At 52.2% G+C, this 23,638-nt stretch carries 20 protein-coding genes; 8 read left to right on the top strand and 12 right to left on the bottom strand.

Annotation, left to right across the window (positions count from 1 at the left end; translation table 11 throughout):
* The first annotated feature begins 118 nt into the window (after window positions 1-118).
* From DL88_RS12190 to DL88_RS12175, 4 genes are all read left to right on the top strand, one after another.
* Window positions 119-859, top strand: coding sequence for an arginyltransferase (locus DL88_RS12190; RefSeq protein WP_034996389.1), 741 nt, complete (start codon window positions 119-121; stop codon window positions 857-859).
* Window positions 860-1,152: 293 nt separating this feature from the next.
* Window positions 1,153-1,383 carry a DUF378 domain-containing protein gene (locus DL88_RS12185; protein WP_034996433.1) on the top strand — a complete coding sequence of 77 codons (231 nt, stop codon included), beginning with the start codon at window positions 1,153-1,155 and terminating at the stop codon, window positions 1,381-1,383.
* Between the two features lie 480 nt (window positions 1,384-1,863).
* Window positions 1,864-2,949, top strand: a complete 1,086-nt coding sequence (locus DL88_RS12180) for a patatin-like phospholipase family protein (protein ID WP_051955931.1) — start codon at window positions 1,864-1,866, stop codon at window positions 2,947-2,949.
* Between the two features lie 134 nt (window positions 2,950-3,083).
* On the top strand, window positions 3,084-3,551 hold the full coding sequence (locus tag DL88_RS12175; protein ID WP_034996430.1) for a hypothetical protein: 468 nt from the start codon (window positions 3,084-3,086) through the stop codon (window positions 3,549-3,551).
* A gap of 136 nt (window positions 3,552-3,687) precedes the next feature.
* Here DL88_RS12175 and DL88_RS12170 read toward each other — a convergent pair whose 3' ends face one another.
* On the bottom strand, window positions 3,688-4,335 hold the full coding sequence (locus DL88_RS12170) for a helix-hairpin-helix domain-containing protein (RefSeq protein WP_034996387.1): 648 nt from the start codon (window positions 4,333-4,335) through the stop codon (window positions 3,688-3,690).
* Window positions 4,336-4,344: 9 nt separating this feature from the next.
* Complete coding sequence (locus tag DL88_RS12165) at window positions 4,345-5,724, bottom strand: OmpA family protein (protein WP_034996386.1); 1,380 nt, start codon at window positions 5,722-5,724, stop codon at window positions 4,345-4,347.
* Between the two features lie 498 nt (window positions 5,725-6,222).
* On the opposite strand from DL88_RS12165, the gene DL88_RS12160 reads away from it, so the two are divergent.
* Window positions 6,223-7,713 (top strand): S10 family peptidase, encoded by a 1,491-nt coding sequence (locus DL88_RS12160; RefSeq protein WP_051955930.1) that lies wholly within the window; start codon window positions 6,223-6,225, stop codon window positions 7,711-7,713.
* 50 nt (window positions 7,714-7,763) lie between these two features.
* Here the strand turns inward: DL88_RS12160 and DL88_RS12155 are convergent, their stop codons facing one another.
* The 7 genes from DL88_RS12155 to DL88_RS12125 form a co-directional block, all read right to left on the bottom strand.
* Window positions 7,764-9,008 carry an alpha-hydroxy acid oxidase gene (locus tag DL88_RS12155; RefSeq protein ID WP_084705153.1) on the bottom strand — a complete coding sequence of 415 codons (1,245 nt, stop codon included), beginning with the start codon at window positions 9,006-9,008 and terminating at the stop codon, window positions 7,764-7,766.
* A gap of 184 nt (window positions 9,009-9,192) precedes the next feature.
* Complete coding sequence (locus tag DL88_RS19925) at window positions 9,193-10,161, bottom strand: glycosyltransferase family 2 protein (protein WP_169741570.1); 969 nt, start codon at window positions 10,159-10,161, stop codon at window positions 9,193-9,195.
* 138 nt (window positions 10,162-10,299) lie between these two features.
* Window positions 10,300-11,595 (bottom strand): NAD(P)H-dependent oxidoreductase, encoded by a 1,296-nt coding sequence (locus DL88_RS12145; RefSeq protein ID WP_034996385.1) that lies wholly within the window; start codon window positions 11,593-11,595, stop codon window positions 10,300-10,302.
* A gap of 196 nt (window positions 11,596-11,791) precedes the next feature.
* Entirely contained in the window at window positions 11,792-12,355 is a 564-nt protein-coding gene (rfbC, locus tag DL88_RS12140) for a dTDP-4-dehydrorhamnose 3,5-epimerase (protein WP_051955928.1), read from the bottom strand.
* Window positions 12,352-13,431: an NAD-dependent epimerase/dehydratase family protein gene (locus tag DL88_RS12135; RefSeq protein ID WP_034996383.1), complete on the bottom strand. Its 1,080-nt coding sequence runs from the start codon at window positions 13,429-13,431 to the stop codon at window positions 12,352-12,354. The genes rfbC and DL88_RS12135 overlap by 4 nt, the downstream gene beginning before the upstream one ends.
* Before the next feature lie 78 nt (window positions 13,432-13,509).
* Window positions 13,510-14,277 (bottom strand): glucose-1-phosphate cytidylyltransferase, encoded by a 768-nt coding sequence (rfbF, locus tag DL88_RS12130; protein ID WP_034996382.1) that lies wholly within the window; start codon window positions 14,275-14,277, stop codon window positions 13,510-13,512.
* A gap of 495 nt (window positions 14,278-14,772) precedes the next feature.
* The gene (locus DL88_RS12125; protein WP_370736393.1) at window positions 14,773-15,603 is read right to left on the bottom strand and encodes a DUF2189 domain-containing protein; all 831 of its coding nucleotides are present in this window, start codon (window positions 15,601-15,603) and stop codon (window positions 14,773-14,775) included.
* A 219-nt stretch (window positions 15,604-15,822) separates the two neighbouring features.
* Here DL88_RS12125 and DL88_RS12120 point away from each other — a divergent pair, with 219 nt between their 5' ends.
* Both DL88_RS12120 and DL88_RS12115 read left to right on the top strand, forming a co-directional pair.
* Entirely contained in the window at window positions 15,823-17,406 is a 1,584-nt protein-coding gene (locus DL88_RS12120) for a peptide chain release factor 3 (protein ID WP_034996379.1), read from the top strand.
* 610 nt (window positions 17,407-18,016) lie between these two features.
* Window positions 18,017-19,429 carry a mannose-1-phosphate guanylyltransferase/mannose-6-phosphate isomerase gene (locus DL88_RS12115; RefSeq protein ID WP_034996378.1) on the top strand — a complete coding sequence of 471 codons (1,413 nt, stop codon included), beginning with the start codon at window positions 18,017-18,019 and terminating at the stop codon, window positions 19,427-19,429.
* A gap of 153 nt (window positions 19,430-19,582) precedes the next feature.
* On the opposite strand, the gene DL88_RS12110 is transcribed toward DL88_RS12115, so the two are convergent.
* Complete coding sequence (locus DL88_RS12110; RefSeq protein ID WP_034996421.1) at window positions 19,583-20,428, bottom strand: sterol desaturase family protein; 846 nt, start codon at window positions 20,426-20,428, stop codon at window positions 19,583-19,585.
* 379 nt (window positions 20,429-20,807) lie between these two features.
* Here DL88_RS12110 and DL88_RS12105 point away from each other — a divergent pair, with 379 nt between their 5' ends.
* Window positions 20,808-21,506, top strand: a complete 699-nt coding sequence (locus DL88_RS12105) for an orotate phosphoribosyltransferase (protein ID WP_034996376.1) — start codon at window positions 20,808-20,810, stop codon at window positions 21,504-21,506.
* Between the two features lie 82 nt (window positions 21,507-21,588).
* Here DL88_RS12105 and DL88_RS12100 read toward each other — a convergent pair whose 3' ends face one another.
* Window positions 21,589-22,227, bottom strand: a complete 639-nt coding sequence (locus DL88_RS12100; RefSeq protein ID WP_156971074.1) for a DUF3016 domain-containing protein — start codon at window positions 22,225-22,227, stop codon at window positions 21,589-21,591.
* Window positions 22,228-22,455: 228 nt separating this feature from the next.
* The gene (gene ssuD, locus DL88_RS12095) at window positions 22,456-23,634 is read right to left on the bottom strand and encodes an FMNH2-dependent alkanesulfonate monooxygenase (RefSeq protein ID WP_034996374.1); all 1,179 of its coding nucleotides are present in this window, start codon (window positions 23,632-23,634) and stop codon (window positions 22,456-22,458) included.
* Window positions 23,635-23,638 lie beyond the last annotated feature (4 nt).

The following is a 23,638-nucleotide window of genomic DNA, read 5'->3' as shown; positions in this document are numbered from 1 at the left end:
GATGCAGATGCGAACATACAGATGAAGTCACTTGGGAGATCGTTTCGTTTCGAGTCTGTCATTTGTCTCCAATCGCATACCAATACTATGGTTAAGCTTTTAATCAGGGATTAAAATCGTGACGCGAGAACCGCGCGACGCTCCTCAGTTCTATCTGACCGCGCCTTCTCCTTGTCCCTATCTGCCGGATCAGCAGGAGCGCAAGGTCTTTACCCATCTGATCGGCCGGCGAGCGGTCGCCCTGAATGATCATCTGACACAATCCGGTTTCCGCCGGTCACAGACAATTGCCTATCGCCCGGCCTGTGAACATTGCCGCGCCTGTATCTCTGTCCGTATCAAGGTTAATGAGTTCACGCCATCAAGAAATCTTCGCAGGATTCTCGATCGCAATCATGATCTCACCAGCACCGTTGTGCGTCCTGAGCCGACGAGCGAGCAATATTCCTTGTTTCGCACCTATCTCGACGCCCGCCATAGCGACGGCGGGATGGCCGATATGACTATTCTCGATTATTCGATGATGATCGAGGACAGCCATGTCGAGAGCCGCCTTTTCGAATATCGCAGCAAGGACCACACCCCTGGGCATGGGGATGGCCCACTCACGGCGCTTTGCCTCACCGATGTCCTCGCCGACGGCTTGTCCATGGTCTATTCCTTCTACACGCCGGACGCGCCGGAAAGATCACTCGGAACCTATATGATCCTTGATCATATAGAGCGTGCCCGGCGTCTCGGGCTCCCCCATGTCTATCTGGGCTATTGGGTCGAAGGCTCACGGAAGATGGCCTATAAAGCCAGATTTCTGCCGCAGGAGCGCCTCGGCCTCAACGGGTGGGAACGAGTCGATCCTTAATCCACGGCGCGAAATACATGAATGCCGGGTGATAAAACTCCCTTGAGCCTGTCTCCTCATGCAACCGATATTCAACCCGAGCGTTGGTAGCACGAGTCTCTGAACTATCCCCAAATCCGTCCATGATTGTCATGTCCGGGAATAGAAGGGAAAATCGTCAGATCAGGACGAACAAACGCGGCGCTATTCGGGACAATTTCGGGCCGAAACGCCTTCATGAGAGTTCTGGTTGCGACGAAAGTCGGGATGCTGACAGGCTTCTCGCCGACAGGTTTCTCAAGGAGTTGACGTCCATGAAAGCTCTCAATATCGCAACTTTGATTGTCGTTATTCTGGGTGGTTTGAACTGGGGTCTTTTTGCTCTGGCCAATCTTGATATCGTCGCCACCTTATTTGGCGGTTCCGATACCATCCCCGCCAAACTGACCTATATTGTCATTGGCCTGAGCGCCGTCTACCAACTCCTGCCTTTCTCACAAGCGCTTTCCGTGGGAGAAATCACGGCGGAGAATATGAATTACTAAAGGTTTTTTCAAAATATTTTCAATGACGGATGATACACACCATCATTCGAAATCCGTGAAATGCTGCTCTTTATTTCATGAGAGCCTGTTCGGCACCATCCGAACAGGCTCTCATAGTGGTAAGATAATCGTTGCGTTTCAATATCATGATGATTCCTTCGAACCAATACGCTATAATGGTTTCGGATCGTCACATATACCACGCGACAACAAGAATTTATCCACCCGTCGTCATCTCCCTCTAGGCATTCACTTCCAAACACCAAGATCAAGGCAATTGTCTGCTTTATATATTCTCGATTTGAGCGATCATTAATTCAAGCATGTCTTTCGCAAACCGGCCCAGCCGGTCATCAGCATTCTGGTTCATAAAGCATACATTTTCTGCTACAGGCATTCATAAACAAAGCAGACTTTGTTTTCGAGCCGTGATATAGATTCGCTAATATATCCGCCTCACGTTGGAATGGAACATCCTTCATGACGACGAAAAGCGCCAAGAGCATCAATCTGGCCTTACAAGGCGGCGGCAGCCATGGAGCCTTCACCTGGGGAGTCCTCGACAGGCTTCTTGAAGAAGAAAGTCTCGTCATCGAAGGTATAAGCGGAACAAGCGCTGGCGCGATGAACGCAGCGGTATTGGCGCAGGGCTATACGCGAGGTGGCCGCGAGGGTGCGAAGGCCGCATTGGATTGTTTCTGGAAGCGCACTTCTGAATATGCCCTGTTCAGCCCGGTGAAGCGCACCCTGCTCGATCAATTGCAAGGCAGCTGGAACATCGATGGTTCTCCGGGCACATGGTGGGCCGATCTCCTCCAGCATATCGCCTCGCCATATCAGAGTAATCCGTTGAATTTTGATCCACTTCGGATCGTCCTGAACGACATCATCAATGAAGATGATATTCAAAGCTGTCAGAGTATCAAGCTCTTCATCGCCGCGACAAATGTTGAAACCGGCCATGCACGTGTCTTTCTACGCCATGAGATTACCACTGACGTTCTCCTCGCCTCGGCTTGTTTACCATTTACCTTCAAGGCAATAGAGATCGACGGCGTACCCTATTGGGATGGCGGCTATATGGGCAATCCGGTCATATGGCCAATGATCTATTATTGCGACAGCCCGGATATCGCTATCGTTCAAATCAATCCGCTGGTCCGCAAAGGCACACCGACAACCCCACTCTCCATCATTAACCGGGTGAATGAAATCAGCTTCAATGCCTCCCTGATTGCGGAAATGCGTGCAATCTCCTTTGTTCAACGGCTGATCGACAAAGGCGGTTTGGAGAGTCCGGAAGCCAAACGGTTGAAACGGATGAATATTCATCTGATCGGCTGCGAGGAACAATTGCGCGACCTGGGCGCGGCCAGCAAAATGAACGCCGAGCTTGATTTCCTGCTGTTTCTCAAGCAGCTTGGCCGCGTGACCGCCGAAGCATGGCTGGTAAAGAACTGGGATTGCATCGGCAAGCAGTCGAGTATCGATATTCGCAAGGTATATTTCGGCTCGACTATGGGGCAGACGCCATCACCGCCGGATCACACACCGCAAACTGCATGAATCGTGATATCAGGAATGCGATTTACAACATCATAAGCATTCCCGGTTCCCATCGGCAAAATTAGCACGTGACCGCCGGTTCCGGAATTGCGGCATCGTCGCTCTTTTCCTATCCGATCCCTGAAAGCCTACCCATGCGTCTAAACAGAGCCCAACGTCTCGATATTCGGCCGCAAGATTACATCATCGTTCCGGGCTCCACGGGCCCTCGCAGGGATTTCCGCATCACTGTCGGGCTCAGAGAGGGCTGGACGGAAGAAGGACGCATCTATGACATTGCAGAGGCCGTTCATACGGCACATGCCTGGATGCGGCACAGGGTTGACGCAGGTTTACCGGCTCTTTCCGGCATGTTTACCCGCGCCGAAGTCACTTATGCCTGGCCACGTCCTGATGGCTCCACCGGATCAGACCGGGAGCCTGTGGCTGTCTTCACCGGTGAAGCGGTCCATGCCTATCTCGGTCACCTTCCCGACAAGGAAATCGAGACGATGCTCAACGAACTGGCGACCGAACTCGGCGCTGCTCTCGGGCAGGAACGTCTCTATGTCGCGTTTTGCGATCGAACCTGGATTCTCGACATCAATGCCCCCACTCCCTGAAACAAAGTCAGGCGGTAGCACCTTCGCGAGCCTCTAGCATCAAACCGAAAAAGTGATCCGCTGTCTCGGCTTGATGCGACATGCAGAAAGCCACGGGATGTTCCTTCTGCAATTGAGGTTTACACAGGACGAAAGACTATTGTTTCCATTTCCAGTCAACACGTCTTGTGTAATCCGTATCAAGGTTGCGGGCAAGCAGGCGCGCTTGCTCGACCCATTCATCGCTTTTGACGATATTCGGCAAGGTAAGATAGGCGCTTACCCATTCAATATTGTCGTTATTCCAATCGGCGATCTGGTGAAAGTACCAAACTCCGACAAGGTGAAGCTTTTCCTCGTTCCTTTCTCCGATACCCGAAATTCGTTTGAGATTATCGATTGCCATTCCTGACGGGCCAGCACCGGCCTCGGGCAAAGCCGCTGGACGCCGTCCCGGATATTGATCGAGATCTTCGCCGGGAACCGATGCCGCCACTTCGGTTGAGGGCGCGGCACGACGCGGTGTGAGACCGGCTAGCCAATTCCCAAGAAAACAGCCGATCAGATAAGCAGCAAATAAGAGGAGTGCGGTTTCGAGATAAAGGCCACTCGCTCCCGGCAACCATCGCAGAGAAGCGGCAAGAACGCCGATGACAAACAAAACGATCGAGATTTTCAACCAGTCTGGCGTCGCCGGCCACCAATGCGTCGATTCTATCCGCAGAAATGTATAAAAGCCGACCATCGCGCCAAGCAGCAAAGCAAGCACGAGTGGCAGCCAATAAGTCGCGAACAAATATGTCATGGTCGCCCCCTATTCCACGGTGAACTCGATGCGGCGGTTTTGCGCCCTGCCCTCTTCCGTTTCATTGGATGCGACAGGACGGCTGGAACCATAACCGGTCGCGGTCAATCGATCGGCAGGCACACCAGCGGCGATCAAGTAGTCGAAGACAGCTCGTGCACGCTTGTCGGAAAGCGCTAGATTGAAGGATTCATCGCCCGTCGAATCCGTATGTCCGCTGATGTTGATCGTCCCATTCGGGCAACGTTGGATAATGGTCACGATGCGATCCAACAACCCTTCGGAAGTCGGGGAGATAATGGCCTCATTCGTTTCGAACAGAATAGTGGACTTGCCGAGCAGGCGATTCAATTCCGCCTGGCAAGTTCCCGTATCAATACCCGCTTCCTGGGTGCCCACCGTTATAGCCGATGTATCTGCCTTGAAATCCGCCGGCAAATGCTTTTCCAATTCCGCGCGGATCGCCGGCACGGCACGTTCGTATAGAGCCTCACCGGATAATTTCACATCTGTATTCGTTATCGTTAAGACACCATTGGTCAATCGTGCAAGCGCCGTAAGCCCGGCAAACAATGCCTCGCTGAAGCCTGTAGGTGCGTTGCCGCGAACGTGCAACTGATCGACAATATCCTCACCAAAAAATGCTGTCTTGGCGTCCGCCAGGATCTTCCGATGAATATCCTCGCTAGGCACGTTGCCGGTGAGCGTCAGCTTTTCATCAAGCCGTGTCACGTTAAAGATATATTGCAACGGAGCGATGATCTCCGCCTTGACGAGCGAAATCCCCGGTGGCGGTGTCTGAACGGCTTTCACAACAGCATCATAGACGGCATTTGTCGGCGCCTTACCGGAAATGAAGAAATTATCATCTTTTAGAACAGCTTTGCCTTCCGTCAGCTCGGCCAGCTGGCCGATCGCGAACAGGGCACCCTTTTCAAAGCTTTCCGGCGCACCACTCGCGTAATTCAACTGATCCTTGATGGCGGCTTGCCCAAAATGTTTGCTCATCGCCTCAAGAAGTCGCGTCTTCGTCACCGCATTCGGCACATAGCCCGAGAGCGTGATGTCATTTCCATCCCTGACGATCTGCCAGTCGTAGGGTTTGGCAATCGGCGGCGTTTGCACCAGATTGGCGACCTGCCGCACACCCCAGACATTGTCAACTTTGGTCGCGGCAGTTTGAGCATCGGCTGGTGAAAATGCCAGGCCGGCCAAGGTAATATCGCGACCCGATGCTGAAACGACCGGGTTCATGATGAGAGAACCCAGTGCTGCTTTGGAGCGACTCGTCAAATCGGTTTCAACCGAGCCATTGATGAACAAATTGATTAAAATCCACAGAAGGACAAGCGGCAGGAAGCCCCACCACCACTTTTCAGGCTGACTCATGATGTGCCTTTCTCCTGAAAACGACTGCCTTGTTCAGGCGATAAACATCCTCCCAAAGGGCAGTACGACGATCAACCGATGATTATGGTTCCATGCGGAACGCGTCATGGACACAGGAGAGGATTGGTGCCGCCGACAACGCAGCCAGAAAATCCTACTCAAAGAGCCAATAAATTGCTTTGGTCTTCTTAAAATTCAAAAATGACGTTTCAAAAACGGACCGTTAGTATTTTAAGCTTTAATGATAAGGTCTTTACAACAACCAGCAGAGATGAGTCAGTTTTTTCAGAGCAACACGCACTTTAATTTGATCAAAACAATGATCCATAGGCTTGTCTGCCTACCATCTGCGCTTTCATTATAATCTTTTTAGTTTCAAATGACCACCTGCCCATCCGTCGTAATCGCACACACCCGCAGGAAAAGCTGCCGCCCCTGATAGGCATGAAAATTTCATTATTTTTATCAATATGTTAAAAAATCCCCTAAAGGTGCATCATGACGATTAATCAATCAACCAATGCGGGCAAAACAGAAGATACAAAATCCATCGAGGCAAAGCCCCTCGAGCCGCCAAAGCAATTCGTCACCCACCATGAAGGCAGTTTTCACAATCATCATATTGCCTATCGCGCGATTGCCGGCGAGACGCACCTCAAGGATAAGGCTGGTAAACCCAAAGCCAGCCTGTTCAGTTTCGCCTATCTTGCCGAGCATGTAGGCGATCCAGCGAGCCGCCCGATTACATTTCTTTTCAACGGTGGCCCCGGATCCGCGTCGCTCTGGTTACATATGGGGGTATTCGGCCCGCAACGCGTACTCGTACCGGGAGACGGCTCTTTCGCCAAGGGTCCTCCCTATCCGCTCGTGGATAATCCCAACTGCTGTCTCGACGTAACCGATCTCGTCTTTATCGATCCGATCGGCACCGGCTTTTCGCAACCGCTCGGCGAGGCGAAACCCGAAGATTTCTGGGGCCTGAATGAAGACGCGTCCCTTATCGCTGAATTCATCATACAGTTTCTCACGGATCACAAGCGCTGGAGCTCACCGCGCTATCTGGGCGGTGAAAGCTATGGAACCACGCGCTCGGTCCTCACCGCAGGCAAATTACATGGTGGACTCGCAGGAGTAGCGTTCAACGGGCTGCTGCTCATTTCGGTCATTCTCGATTTTCACACCGCCAATTTCGAGAAAGGCAATATCCTTCCCGACGTCAGCTATTTGCCGACCTATGCCGCAACTGCACTTCATCACGGAAAAATTGACCCGATGCCGGCCGATCGCGACGCGTTTCTGAATGAGGTTCGGCAATTCGCCCTCCAGAATTACGCCCCGGCACTTCTTGCAGGCAATCGCCTGACGCCAGAACGCTATAAACAGATCTCCTCCGAACTCGCAGGCATGACGGGCCTGAGTGCGGCCTGGATCGAACGTGCGCATTTGCGCCTGTCTCCGTCCCGCTTTCGCAAGGAATTGTTGCGTGATCAAGGCGCGACCATCGGCCGTTTCGATACACGCTATCTGGGAGCAGATTACGATAATGTCGGTGAAACACCCGATGACGATCCCGCGGCCTATGCCGTCAAGGGCGCTTACACCTCAGCGATGCAGGATTATCTCGGCCGCATGCTGAAGGTCGAACTCGACAGACCCTATGTCGTTTTCTCAATGGATGCCTTGAAGAAATGGAAATGGACGTCATCGCAGGAAAAGGAAGTCTCCTCCTGGCCAGGATATATTAATGTAGCGCCGGAGCTCGGCCGCCTACAGCGGGAATGTCCCGGTCTCAAAATTCTGATGGCAAACGGCCTTTATGATCTTGCTACGCCCTTTTTCGCCGTTGAAAATACGATTGCAGGAAATGGCATCGACGCCACACGCATCGATATGCGTTATTATGAAGCAGGACATATGATGTATGTAAACGAGGATTGCCTAACCGCACTGATCGCTGATTTCCGATCATTGATCAAAGCAGAACAATAAACAATCCCGCGTGGCGATTGCTCGAAACGCCACGCGTATTTTTGCAACCCTCAGATCCGTTTGATGAAATCTCCAGAAATCTCATTCACGTCATGCAGTCCGAGCATAGCCATATCGCGATCGATCTCCGCCTTCAGCAGCTGAATGGCGTGACGCACGCCTTCCAAGCCGGCGGCGGCGGCAGCAAACATGAAAGGCCGGCCCAAAAACACGAAATCCGCTCCAAGTGCCAACGCTTTCAGCACATCAGAGCCCCGGCGAAACCCACCATCAACCATGACAGTGAAATCGCCCGTCATGTGTTTAATCTCGCTCAGAACATGGAGAGCCGATGCCGCGCCATCCAATTGGCGGCCTCCATGATTTGAAACGATAATGCCATCGGCACCATGTTCCCTGGCTAGACGCGCATCTTCCGGTGCAAGGATGCCTTTGATGATGAGCGTTTTTTTCCATCGTTTGCGGATGAGCGAGACATGACGCCAGGCAAGCTGATCCCGCGCTCCGATCGCCCGTACGACGTTGCGCGAGAGAATAGGCGGCCCCCGAAAGGCATCCATATTCTCAAAATGGGGGACGCCATATTTGTAATAGGTTGCAAACCACGTTTTTAGAAGCCATCGAGAATGTGTCAATCCATCCCAGGCGAGGCGAAGTGAAGGCGTCAAAGGGATGCTGAAACCGGCACGAACATTGTTTTCGCGATTAGCGGCAACAGGCACATCGGCCGTAAGAATGAAATGTTCAAATCCGGCCGATTCCACACGATCAACCATGGCTTCGATCCGTGCATCTTCTCCCGGGAGATAGGATTGAAACCAGCGAGATTGCCCTTCATCCGCTATACGTTCCAAGGGCGCAAGCGAGGTCGCGCTCGCAATGGCCGGGATATTTTCCGATGCACCGGATTGCGCCAAAACCACATCGCCATTGAACGTGGAAAGGCCAGCAAGGCCCATCGGGGCGATTCCAAAAGGCGCATCATAAACATGGCCAAAAAGCGATTTGCGTTGTGATCGCTCAGAGACGTTGACAAGTACTCGCGGTACAAAAGCATATTGCTTGAAGAGCGCGCGATTGGCCTCTCGTGATTGATTTGTTTCCGCCGCACCAGCGTAATAGCCAAAGATTTGGCGAGGCAGTTTCCGCTGCGCCGAAATTTCGAAATCATCGAGACAAAGGAACTTTGTGAGCCGCGTTGGAGTAGACACCTCCTTGCGCGGCTCGACATAGCGACCCTTCGTCGGACCGGAAAGTTCGATGCCACCAGCCGAAACACCATCTTTCCCAGTCATCGAGCCAATATTCCCTATGGTTCCGACAACGTCCTCCTCCATGAGAGGACAACAGCATCCTATACCAAGCCCTTTGTCCGCGCCCTCTTGCGATCAATGGGGCTTGAGAGCCGTTACACCGCCTTTATGCCGGCAATCGTCCCCGAGCAAACGCATTTCAACGAATTGTTGCTCTAGGAAATTTTTACGAACGCCGGGCCAGACGACCCGCTGCCATGCCAAGATTTGGCGAAATAATCGAAAGCAACCGAAACAACGTCCAATGGCTAAAAATAGGTTTTCCATAATGACGAGAAAACAGAATATGAAAGGCCATTTTCCTGTCCTTCGCCATAGCCGCATCCAGTGAAGCAATTGCGCCAATCCGATCCAGAAGCTCCTGCTTCGCGGCAACTTCCCCGGGTGAAGAAACCGGAAATTTTTCCACTTCCCGGTAAAAAAGATGCTGACCATGATTGATACTTTTCAACCGCATAATCGACGTTTCATTTTCGCGGTTTTTAGAAACATATTCATTAACATAAACAAATGCGCCACTTTCCACCGCGGCACCAAGACGAATGCCGAAATCGGTATCGACCGAATGCCCGACCTCCGCTTCAGTACGATAGCGTACTTGACGGGCAAGAGCCGTTTCGACCAGATAACCATTATTGGGAACCTGCTGACGCAAACCAGCTTCAAGGCAGGAAGTCTGCGGACCTTCAAATTGCTTCGATCTTGAATAGAATACATTAAGTTCTTCAGACTTCTGTGGAAGAACCAAACCGGCCTGGGAAATCAGATATTGGTTCCCATACACACAACGAGCCGATGGGTGTTTTTCCCAACATTCCGCAAGGATATCAAGACCTCCTTCACACAGGAGATCGTCATCATGAATAAGCAAAAGGCGCCCGCCTCTGGCGGCATCGAAAAGACGATTGACATTCATGGCCGGCCCACAAGTTGGCCGATTATGAAAGTAACGTAGCTCTATATTGTCGGGGAGCACGAGATTTTGAAGATATTCTTCTGTAATATCATTAGTAGAATTATCGCCAATGACAATTTCAAGCGGTCGATATTTTTGTGTCAGGCAACTCGCAATTGTCTCCTGCAATAACGGGAGCCGATTATAAGTTGGAATACAAATTGATATGAGATTATCCATGATCGCCCCCAAAAATCTCATCGAAAGAAAACCTCATCAACTAAACAGAATTGCAGCGGAAACCGGCCTCTGGTGCCCCCATGACGATTTAATTTTGATCTTCTAGGAAGATAAGCTTTTTCTATTAAAGGTCATGCATCAATGAACTGGGAACAATATATCCTGCTCTTTGCGTAGGCTGTCGATAAGGCGATCTGCTGGCCGCTCGACATCATCGTAAGTCAGAATGTCATCCTTGCGGAGATCCCGTAACAGGCGACACCCTTCGCTCAGACCCATTGGAAGCAAGTTTTCAGCTCGGGAAACTGCATAGGTCTCACATTGACCATAGGTCAGATAACCGCCCAATCCATCAACGATATCACCGGCCTTGAGATCGGTCTTGGCAGTCGCAACGACATCTACACAAGGTCCATCAATAGGTTGAATTACCGGATCCTTCAAAAGGATAACACGGGCAACCGATATCGGGACCTCGAAATGGCAGAGATGATAAGGCGTATAGAAACTATAAAGCGGACCTTCGCCCAGTTTATATAAATTCAGAAAATGCTTTTGCTTGGGATCATCATGTGTTCCAAGAACATACACCCCGGGATTGGGCTGAGCGCCGACGACATAATCGACAATGCCACCACGCGCTTTCAAAAGATCAAGGTCATAACGATGAACGAGCTTGTCGAGATGTTCCCTGTGATCGTAGCCGAACATACCACGCTGCCCAATGCTCATTCCTGTGGCATTTGCGACAATGGCTTGCTCGAAACTGATTTTCGTCCCGTCGGCGAAACTGGTGACCATATAAGGATCTTGCCCCCAACGTTCAGCGAAGGCAGCCTGGGTAGTCGGCGTTCGATAAGGATCTTGGAGTCCCTTGATATTACCACAAACAAGAGGCGTGATTCCGATTTGCTTGACAAAACGGAAGAGATTCATCTGAACCCCAGGCTGATCTCCATCGCTTCCACAAAAAATAACACCGGCTTTATCAGCGTAGCGCTTCAATATAGGCCCGACGGTCCCATCAAGCTCCGCGTTCATGGAAACCATAGGCTTCCCATGACTGATAGCACTCAATGTCATTCTCGCGCCAAATTCCAGCGCTCCTGTTACATCAATAAGACAATCGATCTGCGCCGATTGTATCAAAACCTCCGGATCCTCCGTGATAGCAAATCCACCGTTCTGTAAAACTGTTTCAAATGCGCTCAGAGTATCGGCGATAACGACATTTTCAATGACACCAGCTTCTGTATAAGCGCGCTTTGCGTTAGCCAGCGTGCGATTGGCGATGGCTGAAAGACGCATGCCCGGCGTATAATTAATGATCTGATTAGCAACACCACGTGCCATGAATCCGGCGCCAATCATACCAACACGAATTGGATTGTTTTCCGCGGCTCTTTTTCGCAATAAAGTGTCAATAATGATCATCACAAAATCCTGATCTCAAAATTCACAGGAACAAGCCTCTTAAGCATAAGGAAGCTTGTTCACTGCGGAAAAATGACGCCGGAATCACGACTCTGCACAAAAGAACATTCAAAATTTTTCGGGCTGTCGATAGCGAGGCGCAAGGGATAGGAAGTATCGGACCTCCGGATACATCCATAACAGCTTGAACCCACGGTCAGAACTGATGCAAATCCGCCAAATCCCCACCCATCGGTTCAAAATAAGGCAGATTCTTATCCCGCTCAGACATTTCTATTGGCTGCAAAGGCCATTCGGCCTTGATCCAGGGATCATCGAAACGAATTCCCCGTTCATTTTTAGGCGAGTAGAAATCGCTGACGAGATAAAAGGTCTCTGTTTCATCTTTCAAGGTAATGAAACCATGCGCAAAGCCGCGTGGTACATACATCATCAAACGATTATCGGAATTCAGTTCAATTCCGAACCATTTCCCGAACGTCTCCGACGAAGGCCTGATATCGACGATTACGTCATACAAGGCACCGCGAATACAGCGTACGATCTTGACCTCTGCCGCGGGAGGAATTTGATAATGGAAACCCCGTAAAGTGCCTTTACGGACGCTGAGCGAATTATTGATCTGCACAAAATGGGAAACGAGATTTTTGCTCTTAAATTCATTCTCGCAGTAAAATCGGGCGAAGAAGCCGCGATCATCAGCGTGCTTCTCAAGCTCTATCAAATAGGCGCCGACAAGCGGTGTTTGATGAAAAATCATGCCGCAATTCCGTCTGGGATGATTTCCTTACGCCGCCATCTCAAATCCTCCGCGAGAGCCTGTGACTCCAGATGCCGTTCCAGGACACGCAACCGGATCAAATTCGACTGGCGGAATTCCGGGTCGGAGAATTTGATCGCCCTTAGCCCATCGCGCAGGCCGGCGATCGTGCTGTCAAGTGTTTCTTGAGGTTGGTGCTTTGGAGCGCGTTGACGATACAGACCGAAATCGACACGATAGGAACGCCGGTCCGGCGGAGCCTCGGCGTTGATAGAAACGTCGATACCACCGAGAATACGCGCGACAGCGTGGGCGAGATCACGCACCTGATAATTCCATTCATCCGAACCCACATTGATGCGCAAAAAATCGCCGTTTTCATCCGCTTCTCGAACAAGCGCCCATTCTATAGCCCGCGCCATATCCTTGACATGAATGAGCGGGCGCCACGGAGTGCCATCGCTGAGGACGGAGATCGTCCCCGTTGCTAGCGCGGCTGCGACGAAATCATTAAGGACTAGATCGAGACGTAAACGATCGGATATGCCACAAGCCGTCGCGAACCGCAAACTCGTTGTCACCAGATTGTTGCGTTTGAGCTGCAACAATCCTTCTTCCGTGCCGATCTTTGATCGCGCATAAGCAGTCAAGGGATTAACGGCGTCCTGCTCGGAACGAGCACGACCATCTTCGGCTACGCCATAGACGCTGCAACTCGACGCAAAGACGAAACGACGAACACCGGCGTCGACCGCCAATTCAGCCAGGCGAATGCTCGCCTGACGGTTAATGGTATCGGTCACGGCTTCGAAACGGTTGCCCATTGGATCATTCGAAACAGCAGCGAGATGCACAATCGCATCAAAACCCTTCAGATCCTCGACTTGAAGAGATCGGACATCCCTGAACCATTGCTCATCAAGGGCAATTTCCGGCAAAATATTATGTGATGTCAGACAATGCGCAAACCAGCCATTATCGACACCAACCAACCTTGCTTCCGGAAAAACCTCACGAAGGTGAGCGGCGACACCGGGACCGACATAACCCATATTGCCAGTAATAAGGATATTCATGATAAAATTATCCAGAAATTGCGTGGCACTCAATATTAAGCGGAACGGAACCGGCTCGCGCCCGGTCAACAAAGGATATTACCAGACACGCCATGGCGCCTGATTTGCTGCCCACAAATTCTCCAGAATACGACGATCATTCAGCGTATCCATAGGTTGCCAGAAGCCATTGTGATGATAGACGGAAAGTTCTCCATCACGAGCCAATCGCTCCAGAGGCTCACGCTCCCAGACAGTGGAATCTCCTTCGATATATCGATCCACTTTCGGGCTCACGACAAAGAAACCGCCGTTGATCCATCCTTCATCATCGGGCTTTTCACGAAATGCCACCACACGAGATCCTTCGGTCCGTAAATTGCCGAATCGTCCGGGAGGCTGCGCAGCCGTAAGAGTACATAAACGGCCTTCCCGCTTATGAAGGTCGATCACCGCGGATATATCGACATTGCCGACACCATCACCGTAGGTCAGGCAAAAGGCTTCTTCCGCCGCAACATAAGACAGAATACGCTTGATACGCCCACCGACCTGCGTTTCCTCTCCGGTGTCCACCAAGGTCACACGCCATGGTTCACACCAGTTTCTATGTATTTGTGTTGTATTATTTTCAAGATCGAATGTAACATCCGACATATGTAAAGAATAATTAAAAAAGAACTCTTTGATAAAATATCCTTTATAGCCGAGACACACTATAAAATCGTTGATTCCATGCGCACTATATATTTTCATGATGTGCCACAGGATTGGTTTACCTCCAATTTCAACCATCGGTTTTGGACGAACCATCGTCTCTTCAGACAGCCGTGTTCCCAGGCCACCAGCAAGAATAACTGCTTTCATGCAGATCACCTCACTTTAAAATGGATTCAATGTAACCTTACACTGCGCATGGGAAAATAATGACCGAGCGTACAAATACATTGCAGAATTGATAATGTTCGTGCTTAAGTAAACTTAAATACTTACGCGACGCAACATTATGATTAAAAGGAGAAAAATTACATATAGAAAGCCAGGTCCAGAACGACCGGCACTTTCAAACCAAATCGTCCCGCCGATTGATAAATCGAAATAAAACGGGACTTTCACACACCCGCAACAATCAAAGCATTGCCGACATAATCAACAAATTGGCGGGAAATACGAATACACTGTTGTTAAGACAATTATATAAAATAGCTATATCATCCCCATGCGATATTTCTGCTATTTATAATGTTAGCCTAGTATGCACTTAATACCCACTTCCGTCAAACATATCTTAAATTATAACAAAGATCGGAAGGATGTATTTTCCTTCCGGTCCGATTTAAGCTGCATGATAGTCTCTCTCAATCAAGCAGCGCGATGCGGATTGCATTGATCAAACGGTATGGGCTCAATGACATGCCGATAGAGATGCCAGGTGGCATGGGCGAGCACGGGCATGGCTATTGCCAGGCCAAAAAACAATATCGCCATGCCAAGCGCTAGCATGAGAGCGACAATTAAACCCCAAATAGCCATGATGACCGGATTTTTGGCAACTGCCATCACTGACGTTTTGATCGCCACACCCGCGCCGACATCACGATCCAGCAGAAGCGGAAGCGATATCACACTGATACTAAAAGCAACGATCGCAAAAACTGCGCCGATCAAATTGCCTTGGATCATCAACGCACGTCCTTGCTCACTTGCAAAGATACCGCGAATAAAATGCATGTAATTGGCAGGAGCCTTCGGACCAAACAATTCCTCATACAGGGCTTCCGCCGTCATCAGCCAACCAACGAAAAGCGCAAGAAGCATGAAGCCGATCGCGAGGATTGCTGGCAAGGAAGGCGAATGAAAAATCTCGAAAGCGTGCCCCCAGGATGTATCCAGGCCGGCCTCGCGTCTCCGGCTCATCTCATAAAGACCGATCGCCAGAATCGGCCCAACCAGGGCGAAACCGGAGAGCAGAGGATAAAGGAGCTGGAGAACATTTTTGTCGGAAGTCGCGACACCCAGGATGATGCCGACAATCGGATAGAGGAGACCGATAAAGACGAGTTGCGACGGCATGGCCCAGAAATCATCGATACCCTGGGCAAGCGATTCCTTCAGGTCCCGCAGACCGATATGCCGGATGACCGGCATTGCCGCCGTTCGTCCACCCCCCTTCATGATGTGGAAATCGGAAATACTCGTCATTATTCTTCCTCCCGAATGCCTTTGGCTCCCCAGGATTGCCGTTCTCTTGGTCTTTTAAGCGTCGCTTGCGCGCGCAGGCCTTGGAGAAATTCTGGAATTCAGCACCTAGTGAACAAAGTCGCTCCCGAGCGGTTCCTGTAAGGGATTAATCTCCTCCGAAAGGAGGAGCCGGATTGACAACCGGGCCGGGCCTTGCGACGACACAGTCGCATGAAGGCACCTGATCAAGTCGACCGGCGGCGTACGTTCGCCATCATTTCGCACCCTGATGCGGGCAAGACGACCCTGACCGAAAAGCTTCTGCTTTTCGGCGGCGCGATTCAGCTCGCCGGCGAGGTGCGCGCCAAGGCCAACCGACGCCAGACACGCTCCGACTGGATGGGTATCGAACGCGAGCGTGGCATTTCGGTCGTCACCTCGGTCATGACCTTCGAATATGGAGATTGCGTCTATAATCTCCTCGACACGCCTGGCCATGAGGACTTTTCGGAGGATACCTATCGAACCCTGACGGCGGTTGATTCGGCGATCATGGTGATCGACGCAGCCAAGGGTATCGAAGCACGCACGCGCAAATTGTTCGAGGTCTGCCGTCTGCGCGACATCCCGATTCTGACCTTCATCAACAAGCTCGACCGCGAAATCCGCGATCCCTTCGAGCTGCTTGATGAAATCGAGACGACGCTGGCGCTGGATGTCGCGCCCATGACCTGGCCGCTCGGCCATGGCCGCGATTTTGCCGGGACTTTCGACCTGCAACGCAATCTTGTGCGCCGCATCGACCGTGACAGCGAACCGGTGCCGGTCACGGGACCGGACGACCCGTTCATCAAGGACCTTCTTCCTCCAGCCGCATTCGCCGAAACACAGGATCAGATCGCTCTTGCACAGGAGGCATTAAAACCTTTCGAGCGGCAGAGTTTTCTCGAAGGCCATCTCACACCGGTCTTCTTCGGCAGCGCCTTGAGAAATTTCGGCGTCCGTGACCTGATCGATGCTTTGGCGGAATTTGCGCCCTCCCCGCGCGGACTCGAAGCACAGTCACGACAGGTCGACGCCCACGAGGCCAAAATGACCGGGTTTGTTTTCAAGATCCAAGCCAATATGGATCCAAATCATCGCGATCGTATCGCCTTCATGCGGGTTTGCTCCGGAAAACTGAAACGGGGCATGAAGGCCAAACTCGTGCGCACCGGCAAAATGATCGCTCTCAACGCGCCGCAATTCTTTTTCGCTCAGGACCGCCAGCTCGCAGAAGAAGCCTTTCCGGGCGATGTCGTCGGAATCCCCAATCATGGTACGTTGCGGATTGGCGATACATTGACTGAAGGAGAAGATCTGATCTTCAGGGGTGTACCGAGTTTCGCACCCGAAATTCTACGGCGCGTCAAGATCGGCGATGCCATGAAGGCCAAGAAATTGCGGGAAGCCCTGGCCCAAATGGCGGAAGAAGGGGTCGTACAGCTCTTTCTACCGAATGATGGTTCGGGTGCGATGGTCGGCGTGGTCGGTGCTCTGCAGCTTGACGTTCTGGCGGAAAGACTCGAAGCGGAATATGGTCTTTCCGTGAGTTTCGAGACGTCGCGGTTTGAACTGTGCCGGTGGATTTCCGCGCCGACAAGCGCGGAACTTGATCAGTTTATCCGCGCACATGGATCATCCATGGCTGTCGATCTCGATGACGCGCCGGTTTTCATGGCCACTTCGGCATGGGATCTGCGTTATGAACAGGATCGCGCGCCCGCTATCGTCTTTTCCGATATCAAGGATTATCAAAAATCCGCGGAAAAGTAGGCCCTCAAACATTCCATGCGTTTGTCTGAACGGATCCACACTTGCTGAGCAGAATAAACGGACAAATTTCAATAATATAGAAAAGAAAAGTAGCCAAGTCAGTAAAGATCAAGAGTAGCGATTGAGACCGAAAACCTTCGGTCCGCTACGATTGTGTCGGAGCGGCAGACGACTCCCTTCAGCTGCCTGTCACGAGGTCCAGCTCACCAAATTATCATATCAATATCTGTCCTGATCTCACAATGCCAACGCTTGTAGAATGATGGTTTTTGATGCGATGTTTGCATCCCGTCGCATGCAATTCAGTCGCTAGCATGTGTATCGATCGATGATTGGAAAGGTTTTGATAAGAAGCTTAACGAAAGATTTAACGCACCTTTCTCTCGCCGCAATCAAGGAACACAGATAAACTACCTTAAAACTTTAAGTAGAGACTTCTCCTTCACACGAAGAATGTCGTATAAGATCCGGAACGAAGCTTTATAGATAAGGCTGATATATGACGTAATCCGGCGCTTGGACGGCGGCCCAATCCACGAAAGCCGCGCAAAGCGGGATTATCAACCGGTTTCGATTCAATTCTCTTTCGCGCACCAATAGGGGCATAATAATGGTCAAAATCCTTCCGGTCATCATGTGTGGCGGATCGGGAACACGCGTTTGGCCGGAGTCGCGGGAAAGTCTGCCCAAGCAATTCATTTCCCTCGTCGGCACTCGGTCGACCTTTCAGGCGGTTCTGGATATCGTATCGGATCCGCTCTTCGAGACGCCAATCGTCATCTCCAATCATGATTACCGCTTCCTCGTCACCGAACAGCTCGCGCAAATCGGCAAGGAAGCCGAGATCGTCTTAGAACCCTGCAGACGCGATTCCGGACCTGCAGTCGCCGTCGCGGCAGAACTCGCCAATCTCCGTGCGCCCGAAACGATCGTCGCTGTGCTCGCTGCCGATCATGTCGTGCAGGACAAACAAGGCTTCGTCACCCTCTGTCAGCAGGCCGCCGTTGCCGCCGCCGAGGGCTATATCGTGACGCTCGGTATCAAGCCCAACGCGCCTGCAACAGGATATGGCTATATCAAGACCGGCAAGACCGTCGTGCCGGATGGCACGGCTTTCAAGGTCGAAGCCTTCGTCGAAAAGCCCGACGCCCCCACGGCAGAACGCTATATTGCTGAAAATTATCTCTGGAATTCCGGCAACTTCTTCTTCCGCGCCGATGTCATGCTCTCCGAACTTCAGGCTTTCGAACCGCAGATCGCCGAAGCCGCGATAGAGGCCGTTGCGAACGCCAAGAAGGACATGAATTTCCTCGTGCTGAATGGCGATGCCTTTGCTACGGCGCCGAAGAAATCCATCGATTATGCTGTCATGGAGAAAACCGCCAAGGCGGCAGTCGTGCCAGCCGATATCGGCTGGTCAGACGTCGGCAATTGGTCGAGCGTCTGGGAATTGTCTGATCGTGACGAGCATAATAATTCGGTCCGCGGCAATGGCGTGATCCTGAATGCTGAAAATGTTCATATTCGTTCGGATGAGCATCTGACGACCGTGGTTGGCGTCGATAATGTCATTGTAGTGACCACCCAGGATGCGGTTCTCGTCCTCGATGCAAAACATGGCGATCAGGTCAAGCAGCTGGTCGACAAGCTGAAAGCGGAAAGCCGGCAGGAAGCTCTGGAACACAAAAGGTCTTATCGCCCCTGGGGTTATTACCAGTCGGTCGATAATGGCTCGCGCTATCAGGTCAAGAGGATCGTCGTCAAACCCGGCCAGAGGCTGTCTCTGCAGAAGCATTTCCATCGCGCGGAGCATTGGATCGTCGTCCAGGGCACGGCCGAGGTGACCCGCGACAATGAAATCCATCTCGTCCACGAAAATGAATCGATCTATCTACCGATCGGTTCGGTCCATCGTCTGGTGAACCCAGGTCGGATCAATCTCGAATTGATCGAGGTCCAGACCGGTTCTTATCTCGGCGAGGACGATATCGTCCGTCTGCAGGATGTCTACAATCGCAATTGATGTTAGCGCGATTTCCCAAACAAAAAAGCCTTTCCGGTAGGAAAGGCTTTTTTGTTGGAACCATTCGTTTTGAGCAGAAACACGAAGCGATCAGTAGAATATGAAAAAGGCTAGCATTTAATCCGCTGACAGCTTCGGATGTATCGAGAGCCTTCAAGAAGCTGTCGTCGCCGGACCGCCGCTTGCTGCCGGTTTAAGGACCGGTACTGGCCGCCCTTCATCATTGATCTTGTCCCAGCGCGTGCCGAACCAGCTGTCGCAAATGCCCGGGCTACCGAAACCGTCGCTAAAGCTGACGGAACCGCGTCGATGATGCTCCGCATGCGCCTTGCTGGTGATGAGAAGCGCGATGACGGATGCGACCCGCGGAAATGTCCGCCCAAGCCAGCTTTTTGGCAAAGGCGCGGAAAAATCATATCCGGAATGTTCATAAAGGCCGCCAAAAGCGCCGAGGCTGGCGACGAGGCAATGGAAGAGGATATCGCTGCCACCGCCACCGATGAGCGCCAGGGGGATGAGATAGGGCAGTACGATCTCCAGGAAGAAATCAGCCCCGCTCATATAGCATGCGCTGATGCTTTTGCTGGCGCCCGTCGAATGATGCAGGCTGTGACCGAGCGGCTTCATAAGGCCCGGCCGGTGCAAAACGAGCCGGTGGGTAATGTATTGGACGATATCATGTCCGAAGCCGATCAACACCATATTGGTTATGAAACGCAATGGCGTGAGATGCGGCGTGCCGACGAATGCCAATCCCGCCCATTGCATGAAAAGCATGGCCGGTAGAAGGAGGAAGACCTGATTGGCCAGCACGCGCGGCAGCAATTGCCGGTAGCTCAGACGATCGACATCGCGTATTTTGCACGAACGCAGATATTTATGCTGGTCGCACCATTCGAACGCGAGGCCAATGCCATGGTAGGCGATCATCTGAACCGCCCAGGCGACAAAGGCCAGCGGCAAGAACCACGGCAAAACGCCATTGTCTGTGAAAGCCATTTCCTGCAAGCCCATATCTCCCCGTGAAATGGCGGAAGCCCAAGCACGGCTTCTCTAATTTCGAAGCTTGTAGCAACGGGAAAACCTTGCCAGACTTCTTGCGGAGGCGACATTAACCGCGAACCAAAGAGACAGTCCATACCCGTAGCATGCTTTCTCTATAGTGCAGGCTTCACGGCGTGGCTCTTCAATTTCCCTGTCGCTTAACGACATAAATTGAGGAAAAAAGACGATTTGCCACGGTTTCTCTTCAGGGGGATGCTCCCTGTTTCTGCAAATTCCTCTATAAATCGCGGCGACGCGAGGCCAAAGGCCGCAGGCCCGCCATTGCGCGATCTCGATCGCATCAGTCATTGCCTATCAAGAGGACAATTAATTCATGACAGAGCCCACCGCCGACAGCCGCGCCATCGCCCGCGAGACCGCCAAAATGCTGCTCGAGGTCAAGGCCATTCTGTTCAATGCGGAAACGCCCTTCATTTTCGCCTCAGGCTGGGCAAGCCCCGTCTATACGGATATGCGCAAGCTGATCTCTTATCCGCGGCTGCGCCGGCGGATCATTGATTTCGCCGTAACGACGATCGAACGCGAAATCGGCTATGAGAATCTTGAGGTCGTCGCCGGGGGTGAAACGGCAGGCATTCCCTATGCCGCCTGGATCGCCGACCGAATGATGTTGCCCATGCAATATATTCGCAAAAAGCCCAAGGGTTATGGGCGCAACGCGCAGATCGAAGGGAATCTTCACGACGGCGGACGGGCTTTGCTGGTCGAGGATCTGGCGACGGACGGCGGCAGCAAGGTCAATTTCTGCAAAGCTCTGCGCGACGCAGGCCAGCAATGCGACCATGCCTTCGTGTTCTTCTATTATAATATTTTCGCTCACAGCCAGCCGCTGCTGGAGGAACTCGGACTCAAGCTCCATTATCTGACAACTTGGTGGGATGTCCTCGCGGTCGCGCGCGAAACCCAAACGATCGAGGCTTCGACGCTCGACAAGGTGGAAGAATTTCTGAAAAGCCCGGCGCAATGGTCGGCCGCTCACGGCGGCCTTGCGGAGTTCAAACCAGCCGGGTGAGTCATTGGGCTGATGACGGCACCGGTTCGCTCGAATGTGAACCAGTGCCGTCCGCCAGTGGCACGCCGTATCGCGCTGATCACTACATTCCAGCCCATGGGCCGGAAAATCTCTTCCTGAACCAATTGGTCAGCAAAATCTTCTCATAGATGAGAGGATCGCCCGACAAACGCGCGGCAGGATTCTCAAGGAAGTCGAGATCCGTCACGGTTTCTTCGGAGGCAATGAGAGTTTTGCCCCCCTCCGTGAGGGTATAGCGTAATCTGAAGGCCGGTGGTGGCCCAGCATCGCTGATGATGCGTAAACCCCGGCCATAAGCCAAAGACCAATTCGTATATCCGGCCAATTGGATATCCAGCACGTCAATGCTCAACGTCTGCCCAGGCGGCAGATGGCGATCCCCCAATGTCTGCAACGTCCGATCGATCTCGAACATGACGTTTTGAGGTGAACGCGCACCACCGACCCCAAGATGAAATGCTGGCTCCGTATAATTTTCGGGCGCGATGAAATGAACCGCCACGGTGGCCGCAGCGGCATAACCAGTAACGCCACAAGACTGAAATCCCGCGACGAGAATCGCGCCAAAAATTATCTTGCGTATCAGATCAACGAAAGAAGCGGCTCCGGCCCAACGCATCGAAAATATCCCCCATGGATGCTCTTCTTTACCGAAGAAGATAGGAAGATAGATGGAACATGGAGGATGCGATAGAGACACTCAAGAAAGTGCCTATAATTTGATCGATACGATCGAACAATCTTGATTCTGAAAAAGCAAATAGGTAGCGGCAATATTCACAGCCAACAATGTTTCGCGGCAACATAAGTGTCTTAAACCAAGTCACGATAAGGCATGTTCATCGTGACCTGCTCCTTTTACACCAGGCCGGCAGCGCCCGCCGGCCTCATTGGTCACAAATGATCGGTGAAACGCGAAGCCTGGATGTTACGATGCGCTGACACGCCGGTCCTGCGGCGCGAATGTATTGCCGACCATTTCTCCAAACGGACCGCGATGCGCGCTTGCGGCATGGGGCGCATGGGTTCCGGAGGCCAGAGGCAGACGCGGCAACACCAATTCAGCGAAGCGATAAGCTTCCTCAAGGTGAGGGTATCCCGAGAGAATGAATGTATCGATGCCGGCGCGCATATATTCCTTCATGCGCTCGGCGACTGTATCCGGATCACCAACGAGCGCGGTGCCCGCGCCACCACGCACGAGTCCTACACCGGCCCAGAGATTGGGGCTGATTTCGAGATTGTTCTTGTCTCCCCGATTCAGGACCGTCATCCGCTTCTGGCCTACGGAATCCATACGCGCGAAAGCCTTCTGGGCTTCGGCAATGGTTTTGTCATCGACATATCTGATCAGATCATTGGCCGCATCCCAGGCCTTTGACGCCGTCTCCCGCACGATGACATGCAACCGGATACCGAAACTGAGACTGCGCCCGACTGCGGCCGCCTTCCCGCGCATGATCGCGATCTTCTCGGCGACTTGCGCGGGCGGTTCACCCCAGGTCAAATATTTCTGCACCGTGCGCGCGGCAACATCCTGGCCGACATCCGACGAACCGCCGAAATAGAGCGGCGGCGCGGGTTGCTGATGTGGGGGAAACAGCAGCCTGCCCTTCTCGATCTCGATATATTTTCCTTTGAAATCTACATCCTCACCGGCAAGGAGCCGCGTATAAACCTGCAGGAATTCATCCGTGACGGCATAGCGTTCGTCGTGGTCGAGGAAAATACCATCACCCTTGTTTTCCAGAGGATCTCCGCCAGTGACAACATTAATGAGCAAGCGGCCTTCCGACAGACGATCGAGCGTCGCGGTCATACGCGCGGCAACGGCGGGACTTTGCAGGCCCGGCCGCACCGCCACGAGAAATCGCAACCGCTTGGTGCGAGGCGCCAGCGCCGAGGCTACGATCCAGGAATCCTCGCAGGAGCGGCCCGTCGGCAGCAGAACACCGAAATAACCGAGTTCATCGGCTGCTTCGGCAATCTGCGAAAGATAACGCAGGGTGACATCACGTGCGCCATGGGAAGTCCCAAGGTAACGTCCATCGCCATGCGTCGGTAAAAACCAGAGAACATTGGCGGCTTGTGCAGCAAGATCGTTCATAAAC

Origin of the sequence: Beijerinckia mobilis, assembly GCF_000745425.1 — a bacterium.
GTDB lineage: Bacteria > Pseudomonadota > Alphaproteobacteria > Rhizobiales > Beijerinckiaceae > Beijerinckia > Beijerinckia mobilis.
This window is presented reverse-complemented; position numbering and strand designations above follow the sequence as displayed.